The following is a 26469-nucleotide window of genomic DNA, read 5'->3' as shown; positions in this document are numbered from 1 at the left end:
GTGTACAAATGATCGAAAACGCTTTATAATAAAGGAGAAAAGACTATGGAATTCTTCAACTCTGCTATCGAAGTTCTTCAGACTCTGGTCGTGGCTCTGGGTGCCGGTCTCGGCGTTTGGGGTGCCATCAACCTGCTGGAAGGTTATGGTAACGACAACCCCGGCTCCAAGTCTCAGGGCATGAAGCAGCTCATGGCTGGCGGCGGCGTTGCGCTGGTCGGCATTACCCTGATTCCCCTGCTGAGCGGCCTGTTCGGTTAAGAACGGCGGGCGGCGGTTGCCGCCCGGTACATATTATAATAAGGAAATCCATAGTAACCATCTCACATACAGAAGGTGACGCAGATGAGCGAGATTTTATTGTATCATGGCAGTAAAGAAGAAGTTGTCTATCCCGAAATCCGTATCACACGGTATACAAAGGACTTTTCTTGGGGATTCTACTGCACGAACAACTATCAGCAAGCCTACCGCTGGGCAGACCGCCGTTCTGCCGACGGCCTTGTGAACGTCTACCGCTATGTAGAAAATCCCGACCTGAAAATCCTGCGTTTCCCTGAAATGTCGGACGAATGGCTGGATTTCATTGCAAAATGTCGTGCAGGCGAGACCCATCCCTACGATATTGTGGAGGGACCCATGGCAGACGACACCATTTGGGATTACGTCAACGGATTTACGTCCGGGCAGATCAGCCGTGAAGCATTTTGGGCCTTGGCGAAATTCAAGCATCCAACACACCAGATCAGCTTTCACACCGTAAACGCTTTGCACTGCCTGACCTTTGAGAGGAGTGAACCCATCCATGACCGAAAAGCAGAAAAATGATGTTCTCTATGTTTGCAGCCTGATTGAGACCATTGCCCGCAAGACCAAAAATCATCGGCAGGATGTGATCCGTCACTTTACAAAAGCCGACATCGAACGGCAGCTCCGGCTGGCAGAAGTAAACCATTGCCTGTCCTTTGAGCAGGTTTCGGATGAGCTGATTGAAGATCTCAACATCCCGGAGGGGGATTTTGATACCGCCGCAGAGTGCCGCTACACGGTTCCTTCTGCAACCTCCATCGGAATGCTGTACCAGGGGCTGGTGCTGTCCACCATGAAGGATGATGATGCAGCACAGGCAATTCTGGATGTTTTTTCGTCGTTTATCACGGATGAGATCTCCGATTTCAATTCCAACGTATACTACACCAATCCTGATTATCTCCGCTGCTCCTATCTGGAGGGCAAAATGCTTGCATAACTGAATTATTGTCCTATGCCGATTGCCAAAAAGCAGTCGGCATTTTTGTTTTCATCGGCTTCTGAGGCGATTATTCCATACAGCGGCTTGAGCAGCAGCGGAAAGCCCTCTGCGGTTTGCAGTTTTATTGAATGTCCGTGCCCCAAGCCGTGTTTTTTATCCACCCATCAGTGAAAGGCGGTGTCTTATGCAGTTTTTGACCCACATTATTTTTCTCCTGAACCTTCTCAAGACCCTTATCAACCACTTCAGCTAAGGACGGTGACTGCTGAATGGAAACCGTTCTTAAAGCCATTGCCGACTGGATCAAAGGCATCCTGACGGCAGGCATTATGTCCAATCTTTCCGGCCTGTTCGACGATGTAAACACGCAGGTGGGCAACATCGCACAGCAGGTGGGCACCAAGCCCTCCAGCTTTGAGCCGCGCGTTTTTGCGATGATCGAAGCTCTTTCTCGGAATGTGGTGCTGCCCATTGCAGGCATCATCCTGACCTTCGTCGCCTGTTACGAGTTGATCGAGATGATCACCCAGCACAACAACATGGCGCAGTTTGAGCCTGCCCTCATCATGCGCTGGATTTTTAAGACCGCTGTTTCGGTGTGGCTCATCAGCAACACCTTCGATATTGTGATGGCGGTGTTCGACATCACCCAGAAGGTAGTGTCCGATTCCAGCGGCATCATTGCCGGAAACACCCGTGTCAATGACATTGGTTTGTCCATGCTGCAATCCAGCCTGATGCAGATGGATGTAGGCCCCCTGTTCGGGCTGTTTTTGCAGTCCTTCTTCATCGACATCACCATGCGGATCTTGAGCATTATTATTTTCGTCATCGTGTACGGGCGTATGATTGAAATCTACTGCATGGTGAGCCTTGCGCCCATCCCCATGGCGACTTTCGGCAACCACGAGCAGAGCCACATGGGGCAGAACTATCTGAAATGCCTGTTTGCGCTGGGTTTTCAGGGCTTTCTCATCCTCATCTGCGTGGCAATTTACGCTGTGCTGATCCAGAGCGTAGCGATTTCCGGGGATGCCATCAACTCCATTTGGAGCATTGTGGGCTACACCGTTCTGCTTTGTTTCAGCCTGTTCAAGACCAGCTCTGTGACCAAATCCGTCCTCGGAGCGCACTAAAGGAGGTGCTTTATTGGCTGCGTATATTTCTGTTCCCCGTGACCTGACAAAAGTGAAATCGAAGGTCGCATTCAATCTGACCAAACGACAGCTTGTCTGCTTTGGCACAGCGGCTCTCATTGGAGTGCCGCTGTTTTTTGTACTCCGGGATTCCGGCGGCAACACTGCCGCTACCCTCGGTATGATGGCGGTGATGCTGCCGGCGTTCTTCCTTGGGATGTACGAGAAAAACGGTCAGCCCATGGAAAAGCTGCTGTCGTACTATGTGCAGTCCCGGTTTGTCCGCCCGAAGATTCGCCCCTACAAGACCAACAACTACTATGCACTGCTTATGAAGGGAGGAGTGACCCATGATTCCGTTTTGGAAAAAGACCGGTAAGCACAGTAAGCCGCAGTCTGCGCAGAAGCGCAGGCAGAACGCAAAGCCTGCTGTGCCCCGGACTGCCCAGCAGTCCATCCCCATGCAGCGGATGTTCGAGGATGGCACCTGCCGGGTGAAGCCCAACTACTACACCCGCACCATCCAGTATCAGGACATCAACTATCAGTTGGCACAGCAGGAGGATAAGACCGCGATTTTTGAGGAATGGTGCAGTTTTCTGAACTTCTTTGATTCCAGCATCAAATTTGACCTGTCCTTTGTGAACATGGCAACCGACAGCACCGAGTTTGAGAAAAGCATCCGTATCCCGTACCAGCGAGATGGTTTCGATGATGTTCGTGCGGAGTATTCCCAGATGCTGCGCCAGCAGCTTGCCAAGGGCAATAATGGTCTGACCAAGACCAAATTCATCACCTTTGGTGTGGAGGGCGAAAGCATGGCACAGGTCAAGCCCCGGCTTGACCACATCCAAAACGATTTGCTCAACAACTTTCACCGGCTGGGGGTGCAGGCAAAGCCCCTGAACGGTGTCCAGCGGCTGAAACTCATGCACGATATGTTCAACATGGACGGCGCATCCAAATTTCACTTTGACTGGAAAGACCTTGTGAAAAGCGGCCTTTCGGTGAAGGATGCCATTGCACCCACCGTCTTTGCCTTCAAAAACTCCCGGACGTTCCAGATGGGCGGCATTTTTTGCGCCGCCAGTTTCTTGAGCATCACGGCATCCGACATCAGCGACCAGCTTTTGAAGGATTTTCTGGACATGGATTCCTCGCAGATCGTCACTATGCACATTCAGAGTGTCGATCAGAACCGTGCCATTAAGACCGTGAAGCGCACCATCACCGAACTGGACCGCAGCAAAATCGAGGAGCAGAAGAAAGCCATCCGTGCCGGATATGATATTGACATCATCCCGTCGGATTTGGCGACCTACGGCAGAGATGCCAAAGCCCTGCTGAAAGAATTGCAGAGCCAGAACGAACGGATGTTCCTTGTCACCTTTCTGGTGCTGAACACCGGACACACGGAGCAGGAACTGGAAAACAACGTCTTTCAGGCCAGCTCCATTGCCCAGAAGCACAACTGCAATCTGTGCAGACTGGACTTTCAGCAGGAGCAGGGGCTGATGAGCAGCCTGCCGCTGGCAGACTGCCAGATCGAGATCCAGCGAGGTCTGACCACCAGCAGCACGGCAATTTTTATCCCGTTCACCACACAGGAACTGTATCAGTCCGGCAAAGAGAGCCTGTACTATGGGCTGAATGCCCTGTCCAACAACCTTATCATGGTGGACCGGAAGAAGCTGAAGAACCCCAATGGCCTGATTTTGGGTACTCCCGGCTCCGGCAAAAGTTTCTCGGCAAAGCGTGAAATTGCCAATGCGTTTCTGGTGACAGATGATGATATTATCGTGAATGACCCAGAGGGAGAGTATTCTCCTCTGGTGAATCGGCTGAAAGGTCAGGTCATTAAAATCAGCCCCAACAGTACCCAGTTCATCAACCCCATGGACATCAACGCCAACTACTCCGAGGAGGATAATCCGCTTTCCCTGAAAGCTGACTTTATCCTTTCCCTGTGCGAACTTGTGGTGGGTGGCAAGGAGGGTCTGCTGCCGGTGGAGAAAACCGTCATTGACCGCTGTGTGCATCTCATTTATCGCAAATATTTTGCGGACCCCTGCCCGGAGAATATGCCCATCCTTGAGGATTTGTACAACGCCCTGCTCCAACAGGACGAAAAAGAAGCCCACCATGTTGCCACGGCTCTGGAAATCTATGTGAAAGGCTCCCTGAATCTGTTCAACCACCGCACCAATGTGAACGTCAACAACCGCATCGTCTGCTATGACATCAAGGAACTGGGCAAGCAGATGAAAAAGCTCGGAATGCTCATCGTGCAGGATCAGGTGTGGGGGCGTGTTACGGCAAACCGCAGCAGCGGAAAGTCCACCCGGTATTATATGGACGAGATGCACCTGCTTCTGAAAGAGGAGCAGACTGCCGCTTATTCCGTCGAGATTTGGAAGCGTTTTCGCAAGTGGGGCGGTATTCCCACGGGGCTAACTCAGAACGTCAAAGACCTTCTTTCTTCTCGTGAGGTCGAGAATATTTTTGAAAATTCGGACATGATCATCATGCTGAATCAGGCGGCGGGAGACCGGCAGATCCTCGCAAAGCAACTCAATATTTCGCCCCATCAGCTTTCCTACGTTACCCACTCCGGCGAGGGCGAAGGGCTGCTGTTTTTCGGAAATGTCATTCTGCCGTTTGTGGACCGTTTCCCCACCGATCTGGAACTCTACCGCATTATGACCACCAAGTTGGGTGAAGTTTCGGAGGGCGCGCAGAAATGAGTAAACCGAAGCTGAACATCAAAGAGGAAACGTCAACCAAAAAGACCCGTTCTCCCCCGAAGAAAACCAAGGTGGAGCAGTCGGTGCCCAAAAAGAAAAAGCTGAAAACCGATGCAGATAAAGCTGCGGAAAAGGCACAGCATCTGCGGTTTGGCAAGGCGGAACTGACCCCGGACGAACTGAGCCGGTTGAGTAAGGCGCAGAAGCGGGAGATGTACGCTGCCCATGCCGCCCGGTCTGCGGTGCACCGGGAGGTTAACCAGTACGAGGACGACAATGTGGGCACGCAGGCGTTGAGCGAGGGCGAAAAAGCGGCAGGAAATGTCCGTGATATTTCCAAAAGCCGCTATGCCCGGAAGCTCAAGAAGAAAGCCAAGATGCAGGGCAAGAAAGGCTCCAAAACCGCAAGATCTTCTGCATCGGAGCCGACTGCGGCACAAGATGCAGGCGCATCCAGCACCAGTGAGGGCGGTTCCAACTGGCTTTCCCGGTGGCGGCAGAAACAGGATATCCGGCAGAGCTATTATGCTGCCGCCCGGTCGGGCACGGCGGCGCAGACCGCAGGTGGCAAAGCGGCATCCAACGGTGCATCTGCCGCCCGGTCCAGCATGGAACAGGCGGTAGAAAAGGGCAAAACTGCCGTCAGCACTGCCGTGAAAGGGCTGGCGAATGCCGCCAAGAGCAACGCACACGTTCTGGTAATCGTGGGCGTTTTTCTTTTGCTCATCCTCATGGTGATGTCCGGCTTCTCGTCTTGCGGCATCCTCTTTTCCGGCGGCACACAGGTGTCCGGGCAGACCATGTACTCCGCCGAGGACCGGGACATCCGGGGTGCAGAACAGGACTACAAAAAACTGGAAAAAGAGTTGGACAAAAAGATCAAACGCACCCCCACTGACCATCCCGGCTACAACGAGTACCAGTACCACCTCGACCCCATCGAGCATGACCCGTGGCAGTTGACCTCGTTCCTGACCACCTTGTATGACGATTACACCCGGTCGGAGGTGCAGGGCAAGTTGAAGGAGACCTTCAAAAAGCAGTATAAGCTGACCACATGGGTAGAGGTGCAGACCCGGTATATGACTGTGTGGGTCATGACTCCCGCAGGAATTCCAGTCCCCACGCAGGTGCCCTACGAGTACCGCATCTTCCACACCAAGCTGGTCAATCGTGGCTTGGAAGTGGTCATTCAGGAAGAACTGAATAACGACCAATGGAAACGGTACGAGATCTTTCAGGACACCTTGGGCGGCAGACCTTATCTTTTTAATGGAGGTCTGCCGCCCGGTGGTTCTGACGGCTCCGGCACACCGGGCATCGACTATCAGGTTCCGGCAGAAGCCTTGACGGACAGCGAGTTCGCCGCCATCTACAAGGAAGCCCAAAAGTATGTGGGCACACCCTACGTCTGGGGCGGCTCTACCCCGGAAACCGGGTTTGATTGTTCCGGCTACGTCTGCTGGGTCTACAACCAGAACGGCTACAATGTGGGGCGCACCACCGCCAACGGCTTGTGGCAAAAAAGCCAGCACATTTCCGAAGCCGAAGCAAAGCCCGGAGATCTGGTCTTTTTCAAAGGGACCTACGACACCCCCGGCATGAGCCATACCGGAATCTATCTGGGCAACGGCATGATGGTCAGTGCTGGCGACCCCATCAAGTACGCAAACATTCACTCGTCCTACTGGGAGAAACATCTCGCCGGGTTCGGACGGCTTTCAAAATGATTGGAGGAGTTTTATGAGCGAAAAATCGGATAAGCTGCGGGCGATGCTGGAAAAAGAGAAGGAGCGCCGCATCAAACTGAACAACCGCATCGAGATTCTGGAACGGCGCATTCAGGAGGAGGATTCCGCCGAGGTCAACGAGATGGTGCGGACTGCAAAGGTCACGCCGGAACAGCTCGCCGCCCTGCTGCGGCAGTCGGCCACCACTACCCCGAACCCGGCTGCACTGGCAGCGGTGGGAGCTTCGTTTGAGAAGGAGGAAAATGAAGATGAAGTTTAAGAAGTTTGGTGCACTGCTGCTGTCGGCGGTGCTGTGCATCGGTATGGCCGCTCCCGCCTTTGCCTTTGAGGGCGAAGCTGCCCCGGTGGAGCAGCCGGTTCTGCCGGAAGTGGTGGAGGAGGATGTTGTCACCATCACAGATGAAACCTCTGGTGCCCTGACCCCGGAGGGCAATCTGACGCTGGTGGACGACTACCACACCAACTATTCTGATGGCAGCGGACAGCAGTTCATTACGCTGGTGTCGAAGTCGGGTGCGACTTTCTATCTGGTGATTGACCGCAACGCCAAGGGACAGCAGACCGTTCACTTTATGAACCTTGTGGACGAAGCCGACCTTCTGGCTCTGATGGAAGAAGATGCTGCCGATGCTTATACCGCTGAAAAAGAAGCGGCGGCGCAGGCGGAACAGGATAAGCTGAAAGCCGAGGAAGAAGCCAAGAAAGCCGCAGAAGAAGCAGCGGCATCCGGCGAGGAACAGCCCAAGGAAAACAAGGTCACAAAGATCGCATCCGGCTTTCTGGGCGTAGTCGTGCTGATCGCACTGGCGGCAGGCGGCATTTTCTACGCTTTCGCAAAGCAGAGGCAGAAAAAGCAGGCCGAAAAAGAAGCCCTTGATCCCGATGCAAATTACCCCGAGGACAAGGGCGATTTTGAAATTCCTGTGGAAGATGAGCCGGAGGAGACCGGCGAGGAAGATACCGAACCCATCTGATTTTAAGGCGGCGTTTGCCGCCTACATATTGCAATTCAAAACAGATTGGAGGGATTTTTATCGCAAAATTGATCGTAGCGGAAAAACCGTCCGTTGCCATGTCCTACGCCAAAGTCCTCGGTGCAACCAGCCGCAAAGACGGTTATCTGGAGGGTAACGGCTATCTGGTAAGCTGGTGCGTGGGGCACTTGGTGGAACTGGCACCGCCCAACATCTACGATGCCAAATACGTCAAGTGGAGTATCGCAGATTTGCCCATTCTACCGCAAAAGTGGCAGTATCTGGTTTCTGCGTCCACCAAAAAACAGTTTGGCATCCTGCAAAAACTGATGCACCGCCCGGATGTGGAGAGCGTGATCTGCGCTACGGATGCAGGGCGTGAGGGCGAACTAATCTTCCGCCTTGTCTACCAGCAAGCGGGCTGCAAAAAGCCCTTTTCCCGCCTGTGGCTGTCCAGCATGGAGGAAAACGCCATCCGAGAGGGGTTCGCCCATCTCAAACCGTCAACTGAATACGATGCGCTGTACAACGCAGCACTTTGCCGGGAACGTGCCGACTGGATGGTCGGCATCAATGCGTCCCGGCTTTTTTCATGTCTGTACGGTCAACCTTTAGCGGTCGGTCGGGTCATGACTCCGGTGCTTGCCATGACGGTGGTGCGGGAGGCTGCGATAGCCGCTTTTGTGCCGGAAAAGTTCTACACGGTGGATCTGGAACTGACCAGCGGATGCACGGCATCCAGCCGCCGCATTCCTGAAAAATCCGTTGCAGAAAACCTGCTGGAAGCCTGTCGAAGGGAGATGGTGGCAACGATCCAGCGCATCACCCGCAAGGAAAAATCCGAGAATCCGCCGCCGCTGTACGACCTGACCACCCTTCAGCGGGACGCCAACCGCCTGCTGGGGTACAGCGCACAGCAGACGCTGGACTATGTGCAGAGCCTGTATGAGAAGAAACTTACCACTTATCCCCGGACTGATAGCTGCTATATCACCGACGATGACGAGGAAATGCTGGAGGTGCTGACCGAGGAACTGGAAGGCTTTTTTGACATTACCCCAGAAGATGTGGACGAGGCTGTACCCCGGACACGGCGCACCGTCAACCGGGAAAAAGTCACCGACCACCACGCCATCCTGCCCACCCGCAGTATGCTGCAAGCCGATCTGGAAGCGCTGCCTAAAGGCGAGCAGAACGTTCTGAAGCTCATCATCGCCCGGACGCTGATGGCAGTCAGCAAGCCCTTCCGGTATCTGGAAACCCTGCTGACCACCGAATGTGCCGGGGAGGAATTTACCGCCAAGGGCAAGGAGGTTCTGGAAGAAGGCTGGAAAGCGGTGGAACGTAAGGTGCTTGCCGACATCCTGAACCGAAAACAGGAACTCACCGCCCTGCCCAATGCGGCAGAAAACGAGTGCGGCATCCTTAACGCAGAGCTGAAGGAGGGTCAAACGTCCCCGCCGAAGCACTTTACCGAGGACACCCTGCTGCACGCTATGGAGACCGCCAGTGCGGACAGTATGCCGGAGGGCGTGGAGCGTCAGGGCATCGGTACCCCGGCAACCAGAGCCGCCACCATCGAAAAACTGGTGCAGAAGGGTTTTCTGGAACGCAAGGGCACCAAGAAAAACAAGGTGCTTCTGCCCACGGACAAGGGCAAAGCCCTCATTACTGTGATGCCCGAAGAGATCCAATCCCCGGAAATGACCGCCGATTGGGAAACAAAACTGCTGCAAATCGAACGCGGCGAAATGGAGCCGGGTGAATTTATGACTGAAATCAAAGAGATGATTTCCTCGCTGGTAACGACCACCGAGGCTGCGAAAGGAGCGAATGCGCTTATGAAAAACAAAATTATTGGTGTCTGCCCGAACTGCGGTAAGCCTGTCGTGGAGCGTGAAAAGGGCTGGTTCTGCGAGAACCGGGAGTGCCGTTTCGTACTGTGGAAGGACAATGCGTTCTTCAAGCGTCTGGGCAAGCGGCTGGATGCTCATGTGGCGGACAAGCTGCTGCGGGATGGCCGGGTCCGCCTGAAGGACTGCAAGAGCGCCAAGGGCAAGACCTACAATGCAACCGTGCTGTTGGGCACCGAGGCGGATGGCCGCAGCAAGTTTTCTCTGGAATTTGAGGGTGGTTGCTGATGGAGCAGAAAAAAGAAGCGGTTTACCTTATCAACGATGAACGCTATCTCCACCTCCGGGAAAACGGTGCAGGAGTCGGCTTTGCCACCTACAACAAGGTGACCGGCGAGCCGCTGGAAAGCGGGCAGATTTCCGAAAAGAACCTGCCGCCCGATGGCAGGAACGCCATTCCTGCCGCCCGGAACTGGTATCTGTTTGAACTTTCGGACGATGACCGCAAGGTCATCCAACAGGAAAGCGTAAAGATCCTCGAAAACATCCCGCAAGCTGGTATCGGCAGACGGCGCATCTGGGAGCCTGAAACGCTGCCGAAGGATATTCGTCTCATCAACAGCCACTATGACGACCTCTACCGCATTCCCGATGGCGGAGTTGTACAGGTGGATTACCCGGATGGGCGCAGCTTTACGGCACGGCTGGAACATCTGGATGATTACCACTTTGACATGGGCGGTTTGGGCAATGTGTTCCACATCTGCCAGTTTGCCGAGGTCATGGAACGGAACCATGCCGACTTCTACCCGGAAATTCAGACACAAGACGAGCAGGCTGCATGGGAACTGGGCGGCAAAGGCTACCTTGCCATCCAGTCCTGTGAGGATGGATGGGACTACACCCTCTACCACAGCGATTATTCTGTGATGGACGGCGGGCAGCTGGGTGCCCCGGAACTGACCATTCAGGAAGCCCGTGAGCAGATTCTGGAAGCACACCACATGGAAAAGGGCCGGCGGCTACTGCAGGACTACGATGCAGTCATGGATAAAGTTGCGGAAGCCGAGGAACTGAGTGCAGACCATCGCCCTTCCACACTGGAAAAGCTGGCAGAACTGGCAAGTGATGCGTCTGCGCCAAAATCCTCTGCACGTTCTGCGCCAGAACTGTGAGGTGGACGATGCAGCAAAAATGGAACCAGAATTTTGACGGTGAACCCATGACGGACATCCCGCAGAAGTTTCTGAACGCAGGGTGCGATGTTTATATGGTGATGCAGCTGCGGCATGACGAAAAAATCCTTGATGAAAGATTTGCTTCTATGCGGGAGTTGAATCGTCGAGGCAAAACGCCCGACCCGGAGCATTACGAGGTCACCTACTATGCTGATCTGCCCGCCATGTGGCAGGATGTGCCGGACAACGAGGTTCTGGAAGAACTATTTCAGATGTTCAACCTCTCCCGTCCGCAGGATTTTGAGGGGCACAGCCTGTCGGTCAGCGATGTGATCGCACTCAAACGCAATGGCGAGGTGTCTGTGCATTATGTGGACAGCATCGGCTTCAAGGAACTGCCGGGGTTTCTGGATACAAAGCCGGAACGTCCTTCGGTGCTGATGAATCTCAGGGAAAAGTGCGATGCCCCGGAGTGCAATCCCACTGTCTGCCGGAAAGCGAGGGATGGACATGAACTTTAACCACGAGGAACTCATGCTGATGATGCTCTACAACTCCGGCACCCGGCTAGGGCTTATCCACGAACTGCGGCTCATGCAGTGCTACCTGATGCCGGATGAAACCGCCCTGCGAGAACTGTCGGAGGGCGTTATCGAAAAGCTGAAACTGGTGACCGATGCAGAGTTTGCCGAGTTGGAATTTCCGCTCGACTGACTTTTGCCGCCTGCGGGCGGCATACATATTCTCTTTTACAATGCCATTTGGTGTGGTATACTGAACTCGACAACTCGGAATTTTCTCAGGAGGCTATAAAAATATGATTGGAAGAATTTATCATGTTGGATTGACCGTTTCTGACTTGGATCGCTCGGTTGCTTTCTACAGAGACATCCTTGGACTTGCGTTTCAAGGAGAGATTTTTATGGAAGGCAAAGAAACCGATAAAATGTTTCGCAAGTCGAATTGCAAAGCAAGGGTCGCTTATTTGAACGGTTCTAAGGCTATTGAAACGCCACCGGTCGAGCTGATTCAGTTCGTAGATAGCGAGATCCATAAAGAACAATCAGATTTGTTTACGACATCCATCTCGGAAGTATGTTTCTATACGGATGACATTGATTCTGTCTATAAAACCCTTATCGAAAACCATGTTGAGTGCTTATCTGAACCGCAGTATTTCGACTTTAGAGCAAATGGATTTGGGGAGAGCCGAGCTTTTTATTTCAGAGACCCGGATGGCATTATCCTTGAAATGATGCAAACTCTTTGATAAGAAATCATAGGTATAGGAAATTGCCAACTTCCTGTTTAAGAGGATCAGCCGATGGACAAAACATTTCAGAAATTATTACAGACTGACATTGATCTTTCATCCTTAGGCGTAGAACGCCGTACAGATAACGAACCGTATTTTTGCACACCAAAGGGTGCGTCTGTATTTGGTTGGACCGGTGTGGATGGAATCCACTTCTGTTTTGTTCGTGGCTTTGGCGGTATGGTTTTTGCTGTCAGCCCGGCGAACACATTTCCAAACTATGTTCATCCGTTGGCAAAAAATTTCGCTGATTTTCTGCGGCTACTGCTTGCCTGCGGCGATGTGGCAGCATTGGAGCAGGCATGGATGTGGGATAAGGCACAATTTGAAACCTTCTTACAGGACAACCCTCCCACGCAGGAGCAGCAGGAAACCCTTGCGCTTGTCGCTACGAAATTAAAGCTGATGCCAATGGAGCGGCCATGGGCATATATCAAAGAGCTTCAGGCATCTTTTGATTACAGCAAAATCAAGTACACCAAAGAATATTACGATGTTGTGGACCAGAACGCAAAACCAGCTATCCCGGAGTGGAAAGTCTACTTTGAGGGAAACTTCTGGGGACATTCGGGAAAAGAACGTGCCGGAACAGAAGTCCCCTTGAATCAGCAATTTGAATGGGCCGGGCATCATTGGATCATTCCTGCGGCGTATTCGTGCAGCAAGGGGTTCGTTGTGGACTTTTGTATGCGTACCCCGGAGGAAGACATTCGCAAGTTCATGACTAAATGGGATTTACACCCCGAAAACGACTCTTGTGAATACTTCACGCAGGAGCAGCAACTGCAAATAGATTTAGAAAATCCACTTTGTCTTGACTTTATTCCTCGTTTGGAATTGAACGGGAAAACAATGCTGACCTCCCACGGTTGCTCGGTGGTCTTTAATCCATGTTTGCCAGACGGGATGATCAATGAAGCGGAAGCAAAGTGGGCATTGGAACACTATGATTTGGATACATCCTATGGGTGGATGATTTTTCGGGCGGCATTTCCGTGGACAAGCAAACGCCGTCCTGAAATAAAATCCCTCTCCCTTACGATGGAGCAACGGCCATGCCGTGTGCCGGGACCACATTTCCAGACACACGCTCCCGGTGATTCGTTTTCTTTCCTCCATCCGGTCAGCGGAACAAACTATACATTGACCGTGCAGGAAATAGAGCAACAAACAATTCCTCAAAAGTGTTTCGGTTCTGACCGCTGGGTTTATCCGACACATTTTACCGTCATGCGTTATACGCTTTTCCCTGAATCGGAGGAAGATATCTCGATTTGTGATTGCTGCGATGGAGATAAGCCTATGGAAATTGCTGTGGAGGGAGACTCCTTCACGCCGGAAACCCAAAATAATGCTTGCGTAGGCATTATCGGTGGAGCTGACGGACCAACAGTGATTATGACTGGAGAAAAATCACAAGGCAGGCTTTATGCTGCTTGCTCAGCACTGCACTTTGAGCCGGTTCGGGATGATGTAGAGTGGTGCACAATGTTCAGTATTAAGAATTTTGATGAAACGACGATCAACCTTATATAACAGGAATACGATGACGACTTTCAGTTTGTCGATGGTTGTCAACTGGGATAATGTCATAGGGCATTGTTCCGAAATTTTTTCATAACCCGCAAAAAGTGGGCTTGATAGAATGCTTCCATTCATGCTATAAACTACCATAGATTCCATAAGCGAGTGACCTGAAAAGGCCGCTCGCTTTTTTGTTTACAACGAGATTGAAGGGAGGAACGCTATGCCAAGCAAAACCGAAGAATATCTCGCCCTTGCCCAGCGCACGGCGAATGGTCTGACCCGGTACTGGGAAAGCTGGACGGACTATTTGACCACTGCATCCCGGCTGTACAAGTACCCCTTTGCAGACCAGCTCATGATCTACGCCCAGCGGCCTGATGCCACTGCCTGCGCCAGCTTCGACATCTGGAACAATCGCATGAACCGCTATGTCCGGCGCGGCTCCAAGGGCATCGCACTGTTAGACCAGTCCAGCAGTGTGCCGCGTCTGCACTATGTCTTTGATGTGAGCGACACCGGGGTGCGCCGCAATTCCCGTGACCCGGAGGTGTGGCAGCTCGGCCCCGATCTGATGCAGCCTGTGTCGGAAATGATTGCCAGAGAGTACGGCGTTTACCATGAAAGGCTCAGCCAGCAGATTTCTGACCTGACGGGCAAGCTGGTGGATTCCTATTGGGACAACAACAGCGGCGACATTCTCGACATCGTTGACGGTTCGTTCCTGATAGATTATGATGAAGCCGGACAGGAGTTCCAGTTCAAATCTGCTGCCGCAATCAGCATCCTGTATACGGTTCTGGAACGCTGCGGCCTTGAGCCGGACGGTCATTTTGACCGTGACGATTTTCAGGCCATCTTCTCTTTTTCCACGCCTGCCGCCGTGTATGCGCTGGGCACCGCAGTCAGCGAATGCAGCCGGGATGTGCTGCGCAACATCGAACGAACCGTAAAAACGACAATCCGCCGCCGCAATGTAGAAAGGAGCCAGTATGAATATGAACAGCAGGAACGTGACCTACTCGACCGTCGGGGACTACCAGCTCCCGAACCTGACCCTGCCCCAGCAGGAGAAAGCACTGGGCAAATACGGCAGATTGCGCCGGACTTATCTGATGGAGCATCGCCCGGTGCTGTACAATTCGATGCTCCTGTCGGGGACTCTGCATCCGCACCTGTTGGAAGTGGAACAGACCGCAGAGAGCCGGATGCAGCAGACCATACAGGAACTGCTGAAGCAGAACCCGGCTCCGAACAAAGAGCGGCATCAGATGGAGTGGGTGCAGCACATGAACAGCCTGAAAGCACAGGCCGAGGAACTGGTGATGAACGAGCTGATTTACAGCTAAGTTTCTTCGATGTGGCTATTCCCACCGAAGCCGAACAAATTGAATCCATCGACCAAGCGGAGAGCGAAAAATCGCCCTCCGCTTTTGTTTTGTCTCAGGCCGAGATTGAAAATGCGCTGCGCAGAGGTTCCAATTTTGAAGATAGCAAACTTCGGATATGGCAAATTTATCAGATGCAGCCTGACCGAAAGCTCCGGGCAAAAGCTCTCGCCAAAGAATACGCACCATACGGCCCCGGTGGTTCCTCGCACACTTATCTGGACGGAAGCAGTGGTTGGCTTGACCATGACAGCAAGGGGCTGACGTTTGAGCATTATCCCGACCATCGGAAAACGCTCCTCCGCTGGGATCGGGTTGAAAAGTATATCGACCTGATGATTCAGTCTGACCGTTACCTGACGGACAAAGAAAAGGAGCATTACACGCCCCCTTCGCCCGTCAGCGCAAAACCGGATGCCGACCTGACCCATGCCAAAAACCTGATTCGGGAGTTTTGTCAGGAAGAATACGATTCCGAGCCAGACTTCTCCAATCTGTCCAAGATCGGCATTGCCTACACCCACGCCACCGACGAAGATATTCCTATTCAGGTCAACGTAGATCTGGTGGGATACCGTGTGGAGCGGTATCTGGGCGAGGTGCTGATCGACGAGCGGCAGTACGAAAGTCTGGAAGATCTGACCGAAACCGAGTTGGAGGCTCTGGATTTTTCGGAATTGGTCAGCGTCACGGACGAGGAATTGGAGCACTACCACAGCAAAGCAGACGAACGCCCAGCACTGCTACCGTTGGATGCCGCAACCGAGTACAACGCCCTGAAGGAACAGTACCCGGATGCGCTGGTAGGCTTTGAGCAGAACGGGCAGTTTGAGTTTTACGGCGAGGATGCCCGGAAGGTCTGCGAACTTCTGGGCGGCAAACTTCTGGAAAAAGAAACAGCACTGGGCACCGTCCCGGTCATCGGCTTTCCCCGCGACCAGTGGGCATACCGTGCCAAACAACTGTGGCAGCGCGGCGAGACCGTCTATCTTGCCGGGCTGAATGAGGACGGCACCCATTACCAAACCAAGTATCTGCGCCGGGAAGATTATCTTCCGCTGGGTGCTATCGTCCACATGGAGGGACGTTCCTTCCGGGTGGATACGGTCAACTTCGATAAGGGCAGCGTGACCCTGCAAGATGTGGCACTGGCAGAAATGCGGATACCAGTTTTCCGGGAGGAACCGCTGGCGCTTGTCCGGGAGTTGTACGAGGAGCAGGATATGATGGAATCCCCCCTGCCCGATTACAAGGTCGGTGACAATGTTGTGGTCGAACTCCCCACTCGAACTATTGAGGGGAAAGTTGGCTATGTGGGTGAAACGGATGTGCGCATCGACACCAGCGCACAGGGGCAGTCGTGGGATAACGAAGTTATCAACAAACGACAATTCGAGGATAGCTTGCGGCAGAATGAACAGGTTACTACGCAGCCAGATGATACTGTAAAAACAGTTGCCATATACCCTGCTGAAGAAAACCGTATGCCTTATGATATTGTGATCCAGACGATTGGCTCAAAATCACCTGCTCTGGATGCAGTTGAACCGGAACGATCCACACTTGAACTTGCCGGGAACTTCCGCATCACGGATGATGATTTGGGTGTCGGAGGTCCTAAGCAGAAGTACGCCCGGAACATTGAAGCCATCCGCACCCTGTTCCGTTTGGAGGAGGAGCACCGGGGTGCCACCGCCGAGGAGCAGCAGGTCCTTTCCCAGTATGTGGGCTGGGGCGGTCTGGCGGATGCTTTTGACCCCGGCAAAGACAATTGGGCAAAGGAATACGCCGAACTGAAAGGACTGCTTTCCGAGGACGAATACGCCGCCGCCCGTTCCAGCACCCTGAACGCCCACTATACCAGCCCTACCGTCATCCGTAGTATCTACGATGCCGTGGGGCGCATGGGTTTTCGCAGCGGTAATATTCTGGAACCTAGTATGGGCGTGGGCAACTTCTTTGGAATGCTGCCGGACACCATGCAGGACAGCCGACTGTACGGCGTGGAACTGGACAGCATCACCGGGCGCATTGCGAAAAAACTGTACCCGCAGGCTGACATTACTGTTGCTGGCTTTGAGACCACCGACCGCCGTGATTTTTATGACCTCGCTGTCGGCAACGTGCCCTTTGGTCAATACAGAGTCAACGATAAGGCGTACAACAAGCTGGGATTTAGTATCCACAATTATTTCTTTGCGAAAGTCATTGACCAGATCAGACCGGGCGGCGTAATTGCCTTTTTGACCAGCCGCTACACCATGGACAGCAAGGACAGCACTGCCCGCAAGCACATGGCAGAGCGTGCTGACCTGTTGGGGGCTATCCGTCTGCCCGACAATGCGTTTAAGGCAAATGCAGGCACGGATGTTGTCAGCGATATTATCTTTTTGCAGAAGCGTGACCGCCCTGCGGACATCGAACCTGCATGGGTGCAGTTGGGCAAGACCGAGGATGGCTTTGCCATCAACCAGTATTTCGCAGACCACCCGGAGATGATTCTGGGCGTACTCTCCACCGAAAGCACCCAGTATGGACGAGAGGAATTGACCGTTGCCCCCATTGAGGGCACCAGCCTTGCCGACCAGCTTGCTGAGGCGGTGCAGCACATCGAAGGACAGTATACTGCCGCCGAGGTAGATGCCCCCGACATTGCCGAGGAAGAAACCACCCGGCGCACCCTGCCTGCCGACCCGGACGTGAAGAATTTCAGCTACACCGTGGTGGACGGCGAAGTGTTCTACCGGGAAAATTCCGTGATGACACAGGTGGAACTGTCCGACACCGCCAAGGGGCGTGTCACCGGCATGGTAGAGCTGCGGCAGATCGTCAACGAACTGATTGACCAGCAGTTGAACGACTACCCGGACGAGGATATCAAGGCAACACAGGAGCGTTTGAACGCCGCCTACGATGCCTTTACCGCAAAGTATGGCTTGCTGAACGACCGCAAAAACGGGCGGCTGTTTGAGCAGGATTCCTCGTATTATCTGCTGTGCTCGCTGGAAAATCTGGACGAGCAGGGGCAGCTCAAGAGCAAGGCGGCGATGTTCACGAAACGGACGATTCGCCCGGAGCGCACCGTCACCAGCGTGGATACCCCCAGCGAAGCGTTGGCGGTATCTATTGGTGAGCATGGCAAAGTGGACTTGCCCTATATGGCAGAACTGCTGGGCACCCCCGGCGAATATGGGCGCATTACCACTGAACTGTCCGGTGTGATCTTCAAGGACCCTGCCGCCGACCCCACTGACCCGGAAGCCGGCTGGCAGATGGCAGACGAGTACCTGTCCGGCGATGTCCGGGCAAAGCTGCGAATGGCGCAGTTCGCCGCCGAAACGAACCCGGAGTTTGTGGTCAATGTGGATGCGCTGACCAAGGCGCAGCCCAGAGAACTGGAAGCCTCAGAAATTGATGTGCGGTTGGGCGCAACATGGCTGAACCCGGACATTATTCAGAAGTTTATGACCGAGACGTTCCAGATCCCCTACTATCTGCGCCATGCAGTCAAAGTGAGGTATTCTCCTTATACCGCAGAATGGCGTGTGGAGGGCAAGACCGCCACCGGGCGGGGCGATATTATCTCCTCCGAGACCTACGGCACATCCCGTGCCAATGCCTACAAGATTCTGGAGGAGACCCTGAACCTGAAAGATGTCCGCATCTATGACACGATCGAGGATGCCGAGGGCAAGCCCAAGCGTGTGCTGAACAAGCGGGAGACTATGCTGGCGCAACAGAAACAGCAGGTCATCAAGGATGCTTTTGCCAACTGGGTCTGGCAAGACCCCCAGCGGCGCATTGCGCTGGTAAAACAGTACAATGAGTTGTTCAACAGCACCAGACCCCGTGAATACGATGGCTCCCACATCCATTTTGTCGGCATGAACCCGGAGATCACCCTCCGAGAGCACCAGCGCAACGCCATCGCTCATGTGCTTTATGGCGGTAATACGCTGCTTGCGCACGAAGTTGGCGCAGGCAAAACCTACGAAATGGCGGCATCCGCCATGGAAGCAAAACGGCTGGGGCTGTGCCAGAAAAGCCTTTTCGTAGTGCCCAACCATTTGACGGAGCAGTGGGCAAGCGAGTTTCTGAACCTCTACCCCAATGCCAAGCTGCTGGTAGCACGGCGCAAGGACTTTGAGACTGCCAACCGCAAAAAATTCTGTGCCCGCATCGCCACTGGGGACTACGATGCCGTCATCATCGGGCATAGCCAGTTTGAGCGCATCCCGCTGTCCTTTGAGCGGCAGGAACGTATCATTCAGGAGCAAATTTATGAAACGCTTGCCGCCATCAATGAGCTGAAAGTTCACGCAGGTGAGAATTTCTCCATCAAGCAGATGGAAAAGACCCGGAAAACGCTGGAAACCAAGCTGGAAAAACTGCGCTCCGATGAGCGCAAAGACGATGTGATCACCTTTGAACAACTGGGCGTTGACAGGCTCTTTGTGGACGAGTCACATTTCTACAAGAACCTCTTTTTGACCACAAAAATGCGGAATGTCGCAGGATTATCCACCAGCGAAGCGCAGAAATCCAGCGATATGTTCGGCAAGTGTCGCTATCTGGATGAGATCACCGGCGGGCGGGGCGTGGTGTTCGCCACGGGCACGCCCGTGAGCAATTCCATGACCGAACTGTACACGGTCATGCGGTATTTGCAGTACAGCACCTTGCAGCAGAAAAAGCTGACTCACTTCGACTGCTGGGCATCCACCTTTGGTGAGACGACCACGGCCATCGAACTGGCCCCGGAGGGTACCGGCTACCGTGCCCGCACCCGGTTCGCCAAGTTTTTCAACCTCCCGGAATTGATGTCCATGTTCAAGGAGGTTGCGGACATTAAAACTAGCGACCAGCTTCATCTGCCGGTGCCGGTCGCAAAGTTTGAAACCGTGGTGGCAAAGCCGTCCGAAATTCAAAAGGAAATGGTGCAGGAACTGAGCAAACGTGCCGCAGATATCCACTCCGGCATCGTGGATGCGTCCGTGGACAATATGCTCTGCGTCACCAACGATGGGCGCAAGATTGGCTTGGACGTTCGCCTGATGAACCCCATGCTGCCCGACGACCCCAACAGCAAGCTGAACGTATGCGTTCAGAATGTGCTGAAGATCTGGGAGGAAGGCAAAGACCAGAAGTTGACCCAGCTTTTATTCTGCGACCTCTCGACACCGAAAAACGATGGCAATTTCAACGTCTACGATGACATTCGCAAAAAGCTGATTGCCGTTGGTGTACCGGAAAATGAGATCGAGTTTATCCACAACGCCGATACCGAAGCAAAAAAAGCGGCATTATTCTCCAAAGTGCGCTCCGGCGATGTGCGAGTTTTGCTCGGAAGCACTGCAAAAATGGGAGCGGGCACCAACGTCCAGTCCCGGCTTGTGGCGGTGCATCATCTGGATGTTGGCTGGAAACCCAGCGACATGACCCAGCGCAACGGTCGCATCATCCGGCAGGGCAACATGAATAAGGAAGTCAAGGTGTTCAATTACGTTACGGAAGGGACATTTGACAGCTACCTCTTTCAGACCCTTGAAAATAAACAGCGATTTATCAGCCAGATTATGACCAGCAAATCCCCGGTGCGCTCCTGCGAGGATGTGGACGAGCAGGCACTTTCTTATGCGGAGATCAAGGCACTGTGCGCCGGAAATCCGCTCATCAAGGAGAAGATGGATTTGGATGTGCAGGTCGCAAAACTCAAGGTTCTGAAAGCCGACCACCAGAGCCAGAAATTCCGTCTGCAAGACAAGCTGCTGACAAAATTCCCGGCTGACATTCAGGAAACGAACGCCCACATCGCCGGGCTGAAAGCGGATGCACAGCTTGCCGCCACCCACCCGCAGGGCAAAGAAGAGTTCTGCGGCATGGTCATCAAGGGCGTTGCCTACGACGAGAAAAAGACCGCCGGTGAGCGTCTGGTGCTTGCCTGCTCCGAACTGCCCAATGCCGAGGAAAAAGTCATCGGCAGCTACCGGGGCTTTGAACTGTCCCTGCGGTTCGATACCTTCCGCAGCGAGTATCAGGCACTTTTGAAGGGGCAGCGGAAGTACACGGTACCCTTGGGCACCGACCCTCTGGGCAACATTATCCGTCTGGACAACTCCCTGAACAACTTCCCAGAGCGCATCACCGCCGCAGAAAACGAACTGGACACCCTGCATCAGCAGCAGGCGGCAGCGCAGATCGAGGTTGAGAAACCATTCCCACAGGAGGAAGAATTGGCAGAGAAGTCGGCACGACTTGCAGAGCTGAACGCCCAGTTGGATGTGGACGAAAAGAGCCACGAGCCGGAACAGGACGAGGAAGAACAGGAGGACCCCCCTCGCCGCCCCTCGGTGCTGGCGGCACTGGAGGAAAAGTCGGATAAACCGGAGCCGGTGAAGCCCTTCCGCAGTTATTACGACAAGGACGGTGATGCCCGGTGAGGGAAAAGCGGGATGAAATCATTATCCTGAGAACAACAAAAGCTGAGAAAAGCCGCATTTATGAAAAGATGTTGGGCATGGGCATCCGCAGCCTGAGCTCCTATATCCGAAAAATGGCTCTGGATGGCTACTGCCTGAATCTTGACCTGCCGCAACTGCGGCGCATGGCGTATCTTTTGCAAATGTGCAGCAATAACCTGAACCAGTACGCCAAAGCCGCCAATGAAAATGGTCGGGTCTATGCCGCCGACATGGAGGACCTGCGGCAGCGGCTGGATGAACTGATTGAGATTGGTCGGCAGATCCTTTCCCGGCTGGCTGATCTCTAAATTTCTCCCCGTAGTTGGAGGGCTGCGGGGGTACATAGGCGGCAACACCATTGACAGGCTCATGCTCTATCCATATACTGAAAGCAGAAAGGCGGTGTCAATATGAAATTCGTAGCAAGGGTTCTCCTATTTCCTGTGGTTCTCCTCAGTGCATTTCTGGTACTGATGCTGAAATGGACGCTGAACCTGTCGGCGTTTGTGCTGGCACTGCCCATGCTGTATATTTTCGGCTGCGGCCTCTATACTCTCTATTGTCAGGAGTGGCTGCAGTTTTTGATCTTGCTGGTGGCAGAGTTTGGCTGCTTTGCGCTGATCTTCATGGGGGCTTTGATCGTGGATGCGGCGGAGCGTTTTAATGGCTGGGTTGCCGGATTGTGAGGGATTAGATGGACACAGATGCTATGACCGACTATTATTGGGAAAATCTGAAAGATATTCTGCAACGACAACTTGCAGACGATGATGAATATCGTGCACTGATCCAGAAAAAGATTGCCGCAGAGATTGCGTTGAAAGCTCTTATCGGCGAAGAAGCATGGAGCCTCTATCTGGAATTGGATGCAATCAGTAACGAATTGGAAAGTGTTCGGCAGGAAGCCATGTATCTGGCAGGTGCTGCCGATCACGAAAAGTTATCCAAATAATCTTGATGCCGCCGATGTGCGGCATTTTCTTTTTGTAGGAGGTGATGGCACTGGCAGCAACACGGTTGATTGCGCTGCACAAAAACAAAAGCATGACCGTTGCGGCCTGCCTGAAAAATCGCACGGACTATATCGAAAACCCGGATAAGACCGAGCAGGGCCAGTATGTCAGCAGCTATGCCTGCAGCACCCTGACGGCAGATGAAGAGTTTATGCTTACCAAGCGGCAGTACGACCTTGTAAACGGACGCAGGCAGAAAAGCGATGTAATTGCTTATCAGATACGGCAGTCCTTCCGACCCGGTGAGATCAGCGCAGAGGAGGCTAACAAGGTGGGCTACGAACTGGCTATGCGCTTTACCAAGGGCAAGCACGCCTTTGTCGTGGCAACGCACACGGACCGGCAGCACATCCACAACCATGTGATCTTCAACTCCACAGCGTTGGATGGCAGCAGGAAGTTCCGGGATTTTTTCTTTTCGGCGTTGGCAGTGCAGCGGTTGAGTGACCTGATTTGCTTAGAGCATCAGCTGTCCGTCATTGAAAAGAAGCCCTATCGGGAGCGTCAAAAGCGCATTGTCTACCCGCCGAAAGAGAGCAATCGTGACCGCCTGTGCGGAATCATCGACACCATTCTTGCAGAAAAGCCGGGAGATTACGAAACTTTTCTGCAAAAGCTGGAGCGGCAGGGATATGAGGTGAAACGTGGCAAGTACACGTCGGTGAAGGGCAAGGGGCAGAAACGTTTTATCCGGTTCCGTACACTGGGCACCGGCTATGGCGAGGATGAAATCAAGGCGGTGCTGGAGGGCAAGGTGAAACACCAACCGTACCAGAAGAAGCCGCCCAAAGAGCAGCCCTTCCAGTTGCTGGTGGATATTCAGGGGAAAATGGCAGAGGGCAAAAGTGTCGGCTACAAAAAGTGGGCAACCAAGTTCAACCTGAAAGAGATGTCCAAAACCCTGCTGTTCTTGCAGGAGCAAAAAATCGGTAGCGCAGAGGAACTGCGGGAACGTGCGACGGCGGCAACGGAACGCTATCATGCTATGGGGGATGCCATCAAAGCGGCAGAAGCGAGGTTGACCGAAATCGCCGTGCTGAAAACTCACATCATCAACTATGCCAAGACCCGTGATGTGTACGCTGCTTATCGGAAAGCCGGGTACAGCAAAACCTTTCTGGACGCTCACCGGGAGGAGATTACTCTGCACAAGGCGGCGAAAGCTGCCTTTGACGAGGCTGAGATGCAAAAGTTGCCGAAGGTTAAGGAACTGGATGCGGAGTTTGCAGAACTGCTAACCAAGAAGAAAGCCGCCTACCCGGACTACCGCAAGGCACGGAATGAGATGCAGGGACTGGTTCGGGCACAGAAAAACGTGGAACGATTTTTTGCGGAAGAAAAGCCAGCACAGGAGAACGAGCAGGCTCGATAAGAACAAATTGCCGGGAGTTGACCGTAAGAGGTCTGCTTCCGGCAATCTTTTTTGTTAGTTCAATCTTTAACGGAATTGTTCATCTCTTTCGATTGTGTATGTTCATGCGTTTAACAGGTATCCTATGGAGTGTAAATAACACGATAGGATGAGGTTGCGCTATGAAAGAGCTTTTTGGACAGAGACTGCGGGAGCAGCGTATAAAGCATGGGTTGACGCTGGAACAACTTGCGGAAAAATCCGAGCTTTCCTCCAACTATATCGGCATGGTAGAGCGTGGCTTAAAGGAACCCGGCCTTGCCACCATTGTTAAACTTCTGAACGCTCTGAATATTTCCGCAGACACATTGTTGTGTGATCTGGTTCCCAGTGCATCTCATGTGACCGACGACGAGATCCGCAAGCGACTGGAAGGCTTGACCCCCATCCAGAAGAAAGCTGCCCTCGATTTGCTGGATACCTATATCAGCAATCTCCCCTACCTCACAAACGAAGAATAAATCGCAAACTTTGCAAGCGCATCGGCTGAAATTTAGCCGATGCGCTTTTCTTTTGCATTCCTTTCGGCTATAATCATTCTTATAGGATGTATTATTTCCTAAAGAATTGATTCGGGGGTGTCAAAATGAGAGAACCGCAGTACAGCATTTTAGCCGACATTCAGGATGCGATCGAGCGGGCAAAACAAGGGAAGTTGGCATTGTACTGGCAGCGCACCATCCAACGGGAATACCGTTGCAAAAAAGTCACCCTTGCCGAACAGCAAGCGTATGAGCAGCTGCAAAGCATTCTTTCCGAGATTTCGCAATGGAACGATGAAGAAGATCTGCGCTCCGACATGGAGGAAATTGGCGGCAGGGTCTGGTATTGCCACTACTGGGAGGAGCATTACTCCATGGTAGAGTTGACCGAGGACCGCAACGGAAAATTTAACGTTGACTACGTTTTGGACGACGCAGTGACCCCGGAGGTGCGCCGGGATGCTGCACTGTTAGCGCAAAAGGAATTTGCGGACTGTATGCAGGAATGGGGCATTTCTCTTCTGAATGCACCCGTCCCGGAACAGATGAAGTATGCTTCTCTGGCAGAAGCCGCATCTCACCTCATGCAAGTCCTCAATGACCCGGAGAGCATCACAGGGTAAAAAGCGTCCCGCCGGGACGCGCAGCCTGCATTGGAAAAATGCAGATCAAAGGGGTTTGGGGCACTCCCCAACAAGCATTTTGCAGAGCAAAATAAGCAGATGTATATACGTCTGCACTGCTTGCTATCGAAACCCTACCTTAAAAGGCCACGGCTGAACCTCCATTCATGGTGTGATCCATCATGGCTCTGGCTACACAAGGAATACAAATTGACTTTTCCGGGTTGGTGTTGTAAGCTGTTATTAGCTTTAGCTAACCATAAGGAGGGCGCTCATACATGACAAATCAATACATGAATAATCTTTATCGTGATCTGCTCTCTAATTCACCGCAGACGATCACCATAGATATTCCGACAGACATGGGAACCGGTCAGATTTCGCAGATCGTCACGAAACAGGGAGCAGTTGTTTCAGACTGGAGAATGAATTACTTTTCGGATATGAACGTGCAGGGAGTGAGCAGTGAAGAATACATACAAATGCTGTTCTGCTTCAATGACGGTGTTTCCTGGAATATTGCAGACAACCGGCAAAGTGCCAGCATACAAAAGGGTGAATCCTGTATTTATCGCGGCCACGGGAAAATGGAATATCTGTGCTATTCTAAAAAGAGCGATTTCCTTTTCAAAAATGTGAAAATACCTCTATCCTATTTCTATAAGATTCTGAATGACTACTTTGAGGCTGGTGAGATCGAGGTCTATCAGAAAAAATTATTGGACGGCATATCAAAGGTGAATATCACGCCCTATATGGAACACATTTTTGCGGAGCTGCAAGACTTCACGCAATATCGCGGCGGGTTGGGATACCTGTTTCTGGAAAGCAAGGTCTTTGAGCTGCTATCGGTATATTTGAGCGAGGTCCTGGAGCTGAGTATTCTCGCGTCAACCTACGTTGCAATTTCCAGAAGTGACCGGGATTCCATCATAGAGGCAAAGCGAATTATTGACAGCCAGCTTGCCCTGGCTCCGAGCTGCGAGGAATTGGCGCGGCAGGTCAATATCAGCACTTCAAAATTGACGAAGGGCTTTTCCTCCCTGTTCGGAACATCGGTTCATGCGTATGTCATCGACCAGCGGTTAGAAAAGGCGGCAAGCCTGCTGTTAGAAAGTAATTTGAATGTCAGCCAGGTGGCTATACTGGTGGGATATTCAAAAGCGAGCAATTTCGCAGCGGCGTTCAAAAGGAAATACGGAGTGAATCCGAAAAACTATAAAGCAGAAGCTACGATTGGATAAATGCAAAAATACTGATTTTGGGTAGAATAAAATTGGTTTTGGGTTGGAATCGTGGGCGCAAATTGCTATTATATGTGGTGTGATTAGAGGAAGCTAACCACACCACATTTTCATTTTCTC

25 protein-coding genes are annotated in these 26469 nt (G+C 52.7%); 24 read left to right on the top strand and 1 reads right to left on the bottom strand.

From position 1 onward, the window contains the following. Positions 1 to 45 precede the first annotated feature (45 nt). From ACGHP1_RS04065 to ACGHP1_RS03995, 15 genes are all read left to right on the top strand, one after another. Positions 46 to 261: a Maff2 family mobile element protein gene (locus ACGHP1_RS04065; protein ID WP_055186938.1), complete on the top strand. Its 216-nt coding sequence runs from the start codon at positions 46 to 48 to the stop codon at positions 259 to 261. A gap of 84 nt (positions 262 to 345) precedes the next feature. Then, complete coding sequence (locus ACGHP1_RS04060) at positions 346 to 828, top strand: DUF3990 domain-containing protein (RefSeq protein WP_005943070.1); 483 nt, start codon at positions 346 to 348, stop codon at positions 826 to 828. After that, positions 806 to 1249, top strand: a complete 444-nt coding sequence (locus tag ACGHP1_RS04055; RefSeq protein ID WP_112122232.1) for a hypothetical protein — start codon at positions 806 to 808, stop codon at positions 1247 to 1249. Before ACGHP1_RS04060 ends, ACGHP1_RS04055 begins: the two co-directional genes overlap by 23 nt. A gap of 272 nt (positions 1250 to 1521) precedes the next feature. Further along, on the top strand, positions 1522 to 2388 hold the full coding sequence (locus tag ACGHP1_RS04050) for a VirB6/TrbL-like conjugal transfer protein, CD1112 family (protein ID WP_390507860.1): 867 nt from the start codon (positions 1522 to 1524) through the stop codon (positions 2386 to 2388). A 13-nt stretch (positions 2389 to 2401) separates the two neighbouring features. Then, positions 2402 to 2767: a PrgI family protein gene (locus ACGHP1_RS04045; RefSeq protein WP_112122161.1), complete on the top strand. Its 366-nt coding sequence runs from the start codon at positions 2402 to 2404 to the stop codon at positions 2765 to 2767. Further along, positions 2739 to 5132 (top strand): VirB4-like conjugal transfer ATPase, CD1110 family, encoded by a 2394-nt coding sequence (locus tag ACGHP1_RS04040; RefSeq protein WP_390507858.1) that lies wholly within the window; start codon positions 2739 to 2741, stop codon positions 5130 to 5132. The genes ACGHP1_RS04045 and ACGHP1_RS04040 overlap by 29 nt, the downstream gene beginning before the upstream one ends. After that, a complete protein-coding gene (locus ACGHP1_RS04035; RefSeq protein WP_390507855.1) occupies positions 5129 to 6862 on the top strand; it encodes a CD1108 family mobile element protein in 1734 nt (577 codons plus the stop codon). The genes ACGHP1_RS04040 and ACGHP1_RS04035 overlap by 4 nt, the downstream gene beginning before the upstream one ends. A 13-nt stretch (positions 6863 to 6875) precedes the next feature. Further along, positions 6876 to 7142 carry a DUF4315 family protein gene (locus ACGHP1_RS04030; RefSeq protein ID WP_215698407.1) on the top strand — a complete coding sequence of 89 codons (267 nt, stop codon included), beginning with the start codon at positions 6876 to 6878 and terminating at the stop codon, positions 7140 to 7142. Next, positions 7126 to 7857, top strand: coding sequence for a DUF4366 domain-containing protein (locus ACGHP1_RS04025; protein ID WP_215698405.1), 732 nt, complete (start codon positions 7126 to 7128; stop codon positions 7855 to 7857). Before ACGHP1_RS04030 ends, ACGHP1_RS04025 begins: the two co-directional genes overlap by 17 nt. A 98-nt stretch (positions 7858 to 7955) precedes the next feature. Beyond that, positions 7956 to 9998, top strand: coding sequence for a DNA topoisomerase 3 (locus ACGHP1_RS04020; protein ID WP_390509805.1), 2043 nt, complete (start codon positions 7956 to 7958; stop codon positions 9996 to 9998). After that, positions 9998 to 10885, top strand: a complete 888-nt coding sequence (locus ACGHP1_RS04015; RefSeq protein WP_302276717.1) for an LPD16 domain-containing protein — start codon at positions 9998 to 10000, stop codon at positions 10883 to 10885. The genes ACGHP1_RS04020 and ACGHP1_RS04015 overlap by 1 nt, the downstream gene beginning before the upstream one ends. Before the next feature lie 8 nt (positions 10886 to 10893). Then, entirely contained in the window at positions 10894 to 11409 is a 516-nt protein-coding gene (locus ACGHP1_RS04010; RefSeq protein ID WP_302276719.1) for a YodL domain-containing protein, read from the top strand. Next, the gene (locus tag ACGHP1_RS04005) at positions 11399 to 11602 is read left to right on the top strand and encodes a transposon-transfer assisting family protein (RefSeq protein ID WP_044954181.1); all 204 of its coding nucleotides are present in this window, start codon (positions 11399 to 11401) and stop codon (positions 11600 to 11602) included. Before ACGHP1_RS04010 ends, ACGHP1_RS04005 begins: the two co-directional genes overlap by 11 nt. Before the next feature lie 103 nt (positions 11603 to 11705). Then, positions 11706 to 12158, top strand: coding sequence for a VOC family protein (locus ACGHP1_RS04000; protein ID WP_005945543.1), 453 nt, complete (start codon positions 11706 to 11708; stop codon positions 12156 to 12158). A gap of 54 nt (positions 12159 to 12212) precedes the next feature. Further along, positions 12213 to 13739: a hypothetical protein gene (locus tag ACGHP1_RS03995; protein WP_097840383.1), complete on the top strand. Its 1527-nt coding sequence runs from the start codon at positions 12213 to 12215 to the stop codon at positions 13737 to 13739. A gap of 451 nt (positions 13740 to 14190) precedes the next feature. Here the strand turns inward: ACGHP1_RS03995 and ACGHP1_RS03990 are convergent, their stop codons facing one another. Beyond that, entirely contained in the window at positions 14191 to 14559 is a 369-nt protein-coding gene (locus ACGHP1_RS03990; RefSeq protein ID WP_390507851.1) for a hypothetical protein, read from the bottom strand. A gap of 160 nt (positions 14560 to 14719) precedes the next feature. On the opposite strand from ACGHP1_RS03990, the gene ACGHP1_RS03985 reads away from it, so the two are divergent. The 9 genes from ACGHP1_RS03985 (at position 14720) to ACGHP1_RS03945 (ending at position 26349) form a co-directional block, all read left to right on the top strand. Then, positions 14720 to 15076 carry a TnpV protein gene (locus ACGHP1_RS03985; RefSeq protein ID WP_215698377.1) on the top strand — a complete coding sequence of 119 codons (357 nt, stop codon included), beginning with the start codon at positions 14720 to 14722 and terminating at the stop codon, positions 15074 to 15076. A 173-nt stretch (positions 15077 to 15249) separates the two neighbouring features. Continuing rightward, positions 15250 to 21555, top strand: coding sequence for a DEAD/DEAH box helicase family protein (locus ACGHP1_RS03980; RefSeq protein ID WP_390507848.1), 6306 nt, complete (start codon positions 15250 to 15252; stop codon positions 21553 to 21555). After that, complete coding sequence (locus ACGHP1_RS03975; protein WP_215697279.1) at positions 21552 to 21884, top strand: plasmid mobilization protein; 333 nt, start codon at positions 21552 to 21554, stop codon at positions 21882 to 21884. The genes ACGHP1_RS03980 and ACGHP1_RS03975 overlap by 4 nt, the downstream gene beginning before the upstream one ends. A gap of 102 nt (positions 21885 to 21986) precedes the next feature. Further along, positions 21987 to 22262, top strand: coding sequence for a hypothetical protein (locus ACGHP1_RS03970; protein ID WP_055191361.1), 276 nt, complete (start codon positions 21987 to 21989; stop codon positions 22260 to 22262). 23 nt (positions 22263 to 22285) lie between these two features. Beyond that, positions 22286 to 22528, top strand: coding sequence for a hypothetical protein (locus tag ACGHP1_RS03965; protein ID WP_146746953.1), 243 nt, complete (start codon positions 22286 to 22288; stop codon positions 22526 to 22528). A 50-nt stretch (positions 22529 to 22578) separates the two neighbouring features. Further along, the gene (locus ACGHP1_RS03960; RefSeq protein ID WP_215697284.1) at positions 22579 to 23961 is read left to right on the top strand and encodes a relaxase/mobilization nuclease domain-containing protein; all 1383 of its coding nucleotides are present in this window, start codon (positions 22579 to 22581) and stop codon (positions 23959 to 23961) included. Positions 23962 to 24122: 161 nt separating this feature from the next. Continuing rightward, a complete protein-coding gene (locus ACGHP1_RS03955; protein WP_055191373.1) occupies positions 24123 to 24461 on the top strand; it encodes a helix-turn-helix domain-containing protein in 339 nt (112 codons plus the stop codon). A gap of 125 nt (positions 24462 to 24586) precedes the next feature. Next, complete coding sequence (locus ACGHP1_RS03950) at positions 24587 to 25105, top strand: hypothetical protein (protein ID WP_055191375.1); 519 nt, start codon at positions 24587 to 24589, stop codon at positions 25103 to 25105. Positions 25106 to 25383: 278 nt separating this feature from the next. Next, on the top strand, positions 25384 to 26349 hold the full coding sequence (locus tag ACGHP1_RS03945; RefSeq protein ID WP_154255331.1) for an AraC family transcriptional regulator: 966 nt from the start codon (positions 25384 to 25386) through the stop codon (positions 26347 to 26349). The last annotated feature ends 120 nt before the right edge of the window (positions 26350 to 26469 follow it).

Origin of the sequence: Faecalibacterium sp. i21-0019-B1, from assembly GCF_042852915.1 — a bacterium.
Lineage (GTDB): Bacteria > Bacillota > Clostridia > Oscillospirales > Ruminococcaceae > Faecalibacterium > Faecalibacterium taiwanense.
The sequence above is the reverse complement of the archived record's forward strand: the minus strand, read 5'-3'. Positions and strand labels throughout refer to the sequence as shown.

Excerpts from the sequence above, each read along its gene's own strand:
- ACGHP1_RS04065 (WP_055186938.1), top strand. The coding sequence starts at position 46 with ATGGAATTCTTCAACTCTGCTATCGAAGTTCTTCAGACTCTGGTCGTG.
- ACGHP1_RS04060 (WP_005943070.1), top strand. The coding sequence starts at position 346 with ATGAGCGAGATTTTATTGTATCATGGCAGTAAAGAAGAAGTTGTCTAT.
- ACGHP1_RS04055 (WP_112122232.1), top strand. The coding sequence starts at position 806 with ATGACCGAAAAGCAGAAAAATGATGTTCTCTATGTTTGCAGCCTGATT.
- ACGHP1_RS04050 (WP_390507860.1), top strand. The coding sequence starts at position 1,522 with ATGGAAACCGTTCTTAAAGCCATTGCCGACTGGATCAAAGGCATCCTG.
- ACGHP1_RS04040 (WP_390507858.1), top strand. The coding sequence starts at position 2,739 with ATGATTCCGTTTTGGAAAAAGACCGGTAAGCACAGTAAGCCGCAGTCT.
- ACGHP1_RS04035 (WP_390507855.1), top strand. The coding sequence starts at position 5,129 with ATGAGTAAACCGAAGCTGAACATCAAAGAGGAAACGTCAACCAAAAAG.
- ACGHP1_RS04030 (WP_215698407.1), top strand. The coding sequence starts at position 6,876 with ATGAGCGAAAAATCGGATAAGCTGCGGGCGATGCTGGAAAAAGAGAAG.
- ACGHP1_RS04025 (WP_215698405.1), top strand. The coding sequence starts at position 7,126 with ATGAAGATGAAGTTTAAGAAGTTTGGTGCACTGCTGCTGTCGGCGGTG.
- ACGHP1_RS04020 (WP_390509805.1), top strand. The coding sequence starts at position 7,956 with ATGTCCTACGCCAAAGTCCTCGGTGCAACCAGCCGCAAAGACGGTTAT.
- ACGHP1_RS04015 (WP_302276717.1), top strand. The coding sequence starts at position 9,998 with ATGGAGCAGAAAAAAGAAGCGGTTTACCTTATCAACGATGAACGCTAT.
- ACGHP1_RS04010 (WP_302276719.1), top strand. The coding sequence starts at position 10,894 with ATGCAGCAAAAATGGAACCAGAATTTTGACGGTGAACCCATGACGGAC.
- ACGHP1_RS04005 (WP_044954181.1), top strand. The coding sequence starts at position 11,399 with ATGAACTTTAACCACGAGGAACTCATGCTGATGATGCTCTACAACTCC.
- ACGHP1_RS04000 (WP_005945543.1), top strand. The coding sequence starts at position 11,706 with ATGATTGGAAGAATTTATCATGTTGGATTGACCGTTTCTGACTTGGAT.
- ACGHP1_RS03995 (WP_097840383.1), top strand. The coding sequence starts at position 12,213 with ATGGACAAAACATTTCAGAAATTATTACAGACTGACATTGATCTTTCA.
- ACGHP1_RS03990 (WP_390507851.1), bottom strand. The coding sequence starts at position 14,559 with ATGACCGTCCGGCTCAAGGCCGCAGCGTTCCAGAACCGTATACAGGAT.
- ACGHP1_RS03985 (WP_215698377.1), top strand. The coding sequence starts at position 14,720 with ATGAATATGAACAGCAGGAACGTGACCTACTCGACCGTCGGGGACTAC.
- ACGHP1_RS03980 (WP_390507848.1), top strand. The coding sequence starts at position 15,250 with ATGCAGCCTGACCGAAAGCTCCGGGCAAAAGCTCTCGCCAAAGAATAC.
- ACGHP1_RS03970 (WP_055191361.1), top strand. The coding sequence starts at position 21,987 with ATGAAATTCGTAGCAAGGGTTCTCCTATTTCCTGTGGTTCTCCTCAGT.
- ACGHP1_RS03965 (WP_146746953.1), top strand. The coding sequence starts at position 22,286 with ATGACCGACTATTATTGGGAAAATCTGAAAGATATTCTGCAACGACAA.
- ACGHP1_RS03955 (WP_055191373.1), top strand. The coding sequence starts at position 24,123 with ATGAAAGAGCTTTTTGGACAGAGACTGCGGGAGCAGCGTATAAAGCAT.
- ACGHP1_RS03950 (WP_055191375.1), top strand. The coding sequence starts at position 24,587 with ATGAGAGAACCGCAGTACAGCATTTTAGCCGACATTCAGGATGCGATC.
- ACGHP1_RS03945 (WP_154255331.1), top strand. The coding sequence starts at position 25,384 with ATGACAAATCAATACATGAATAATCTTTATCGTGATCTGCTCTCTAAT.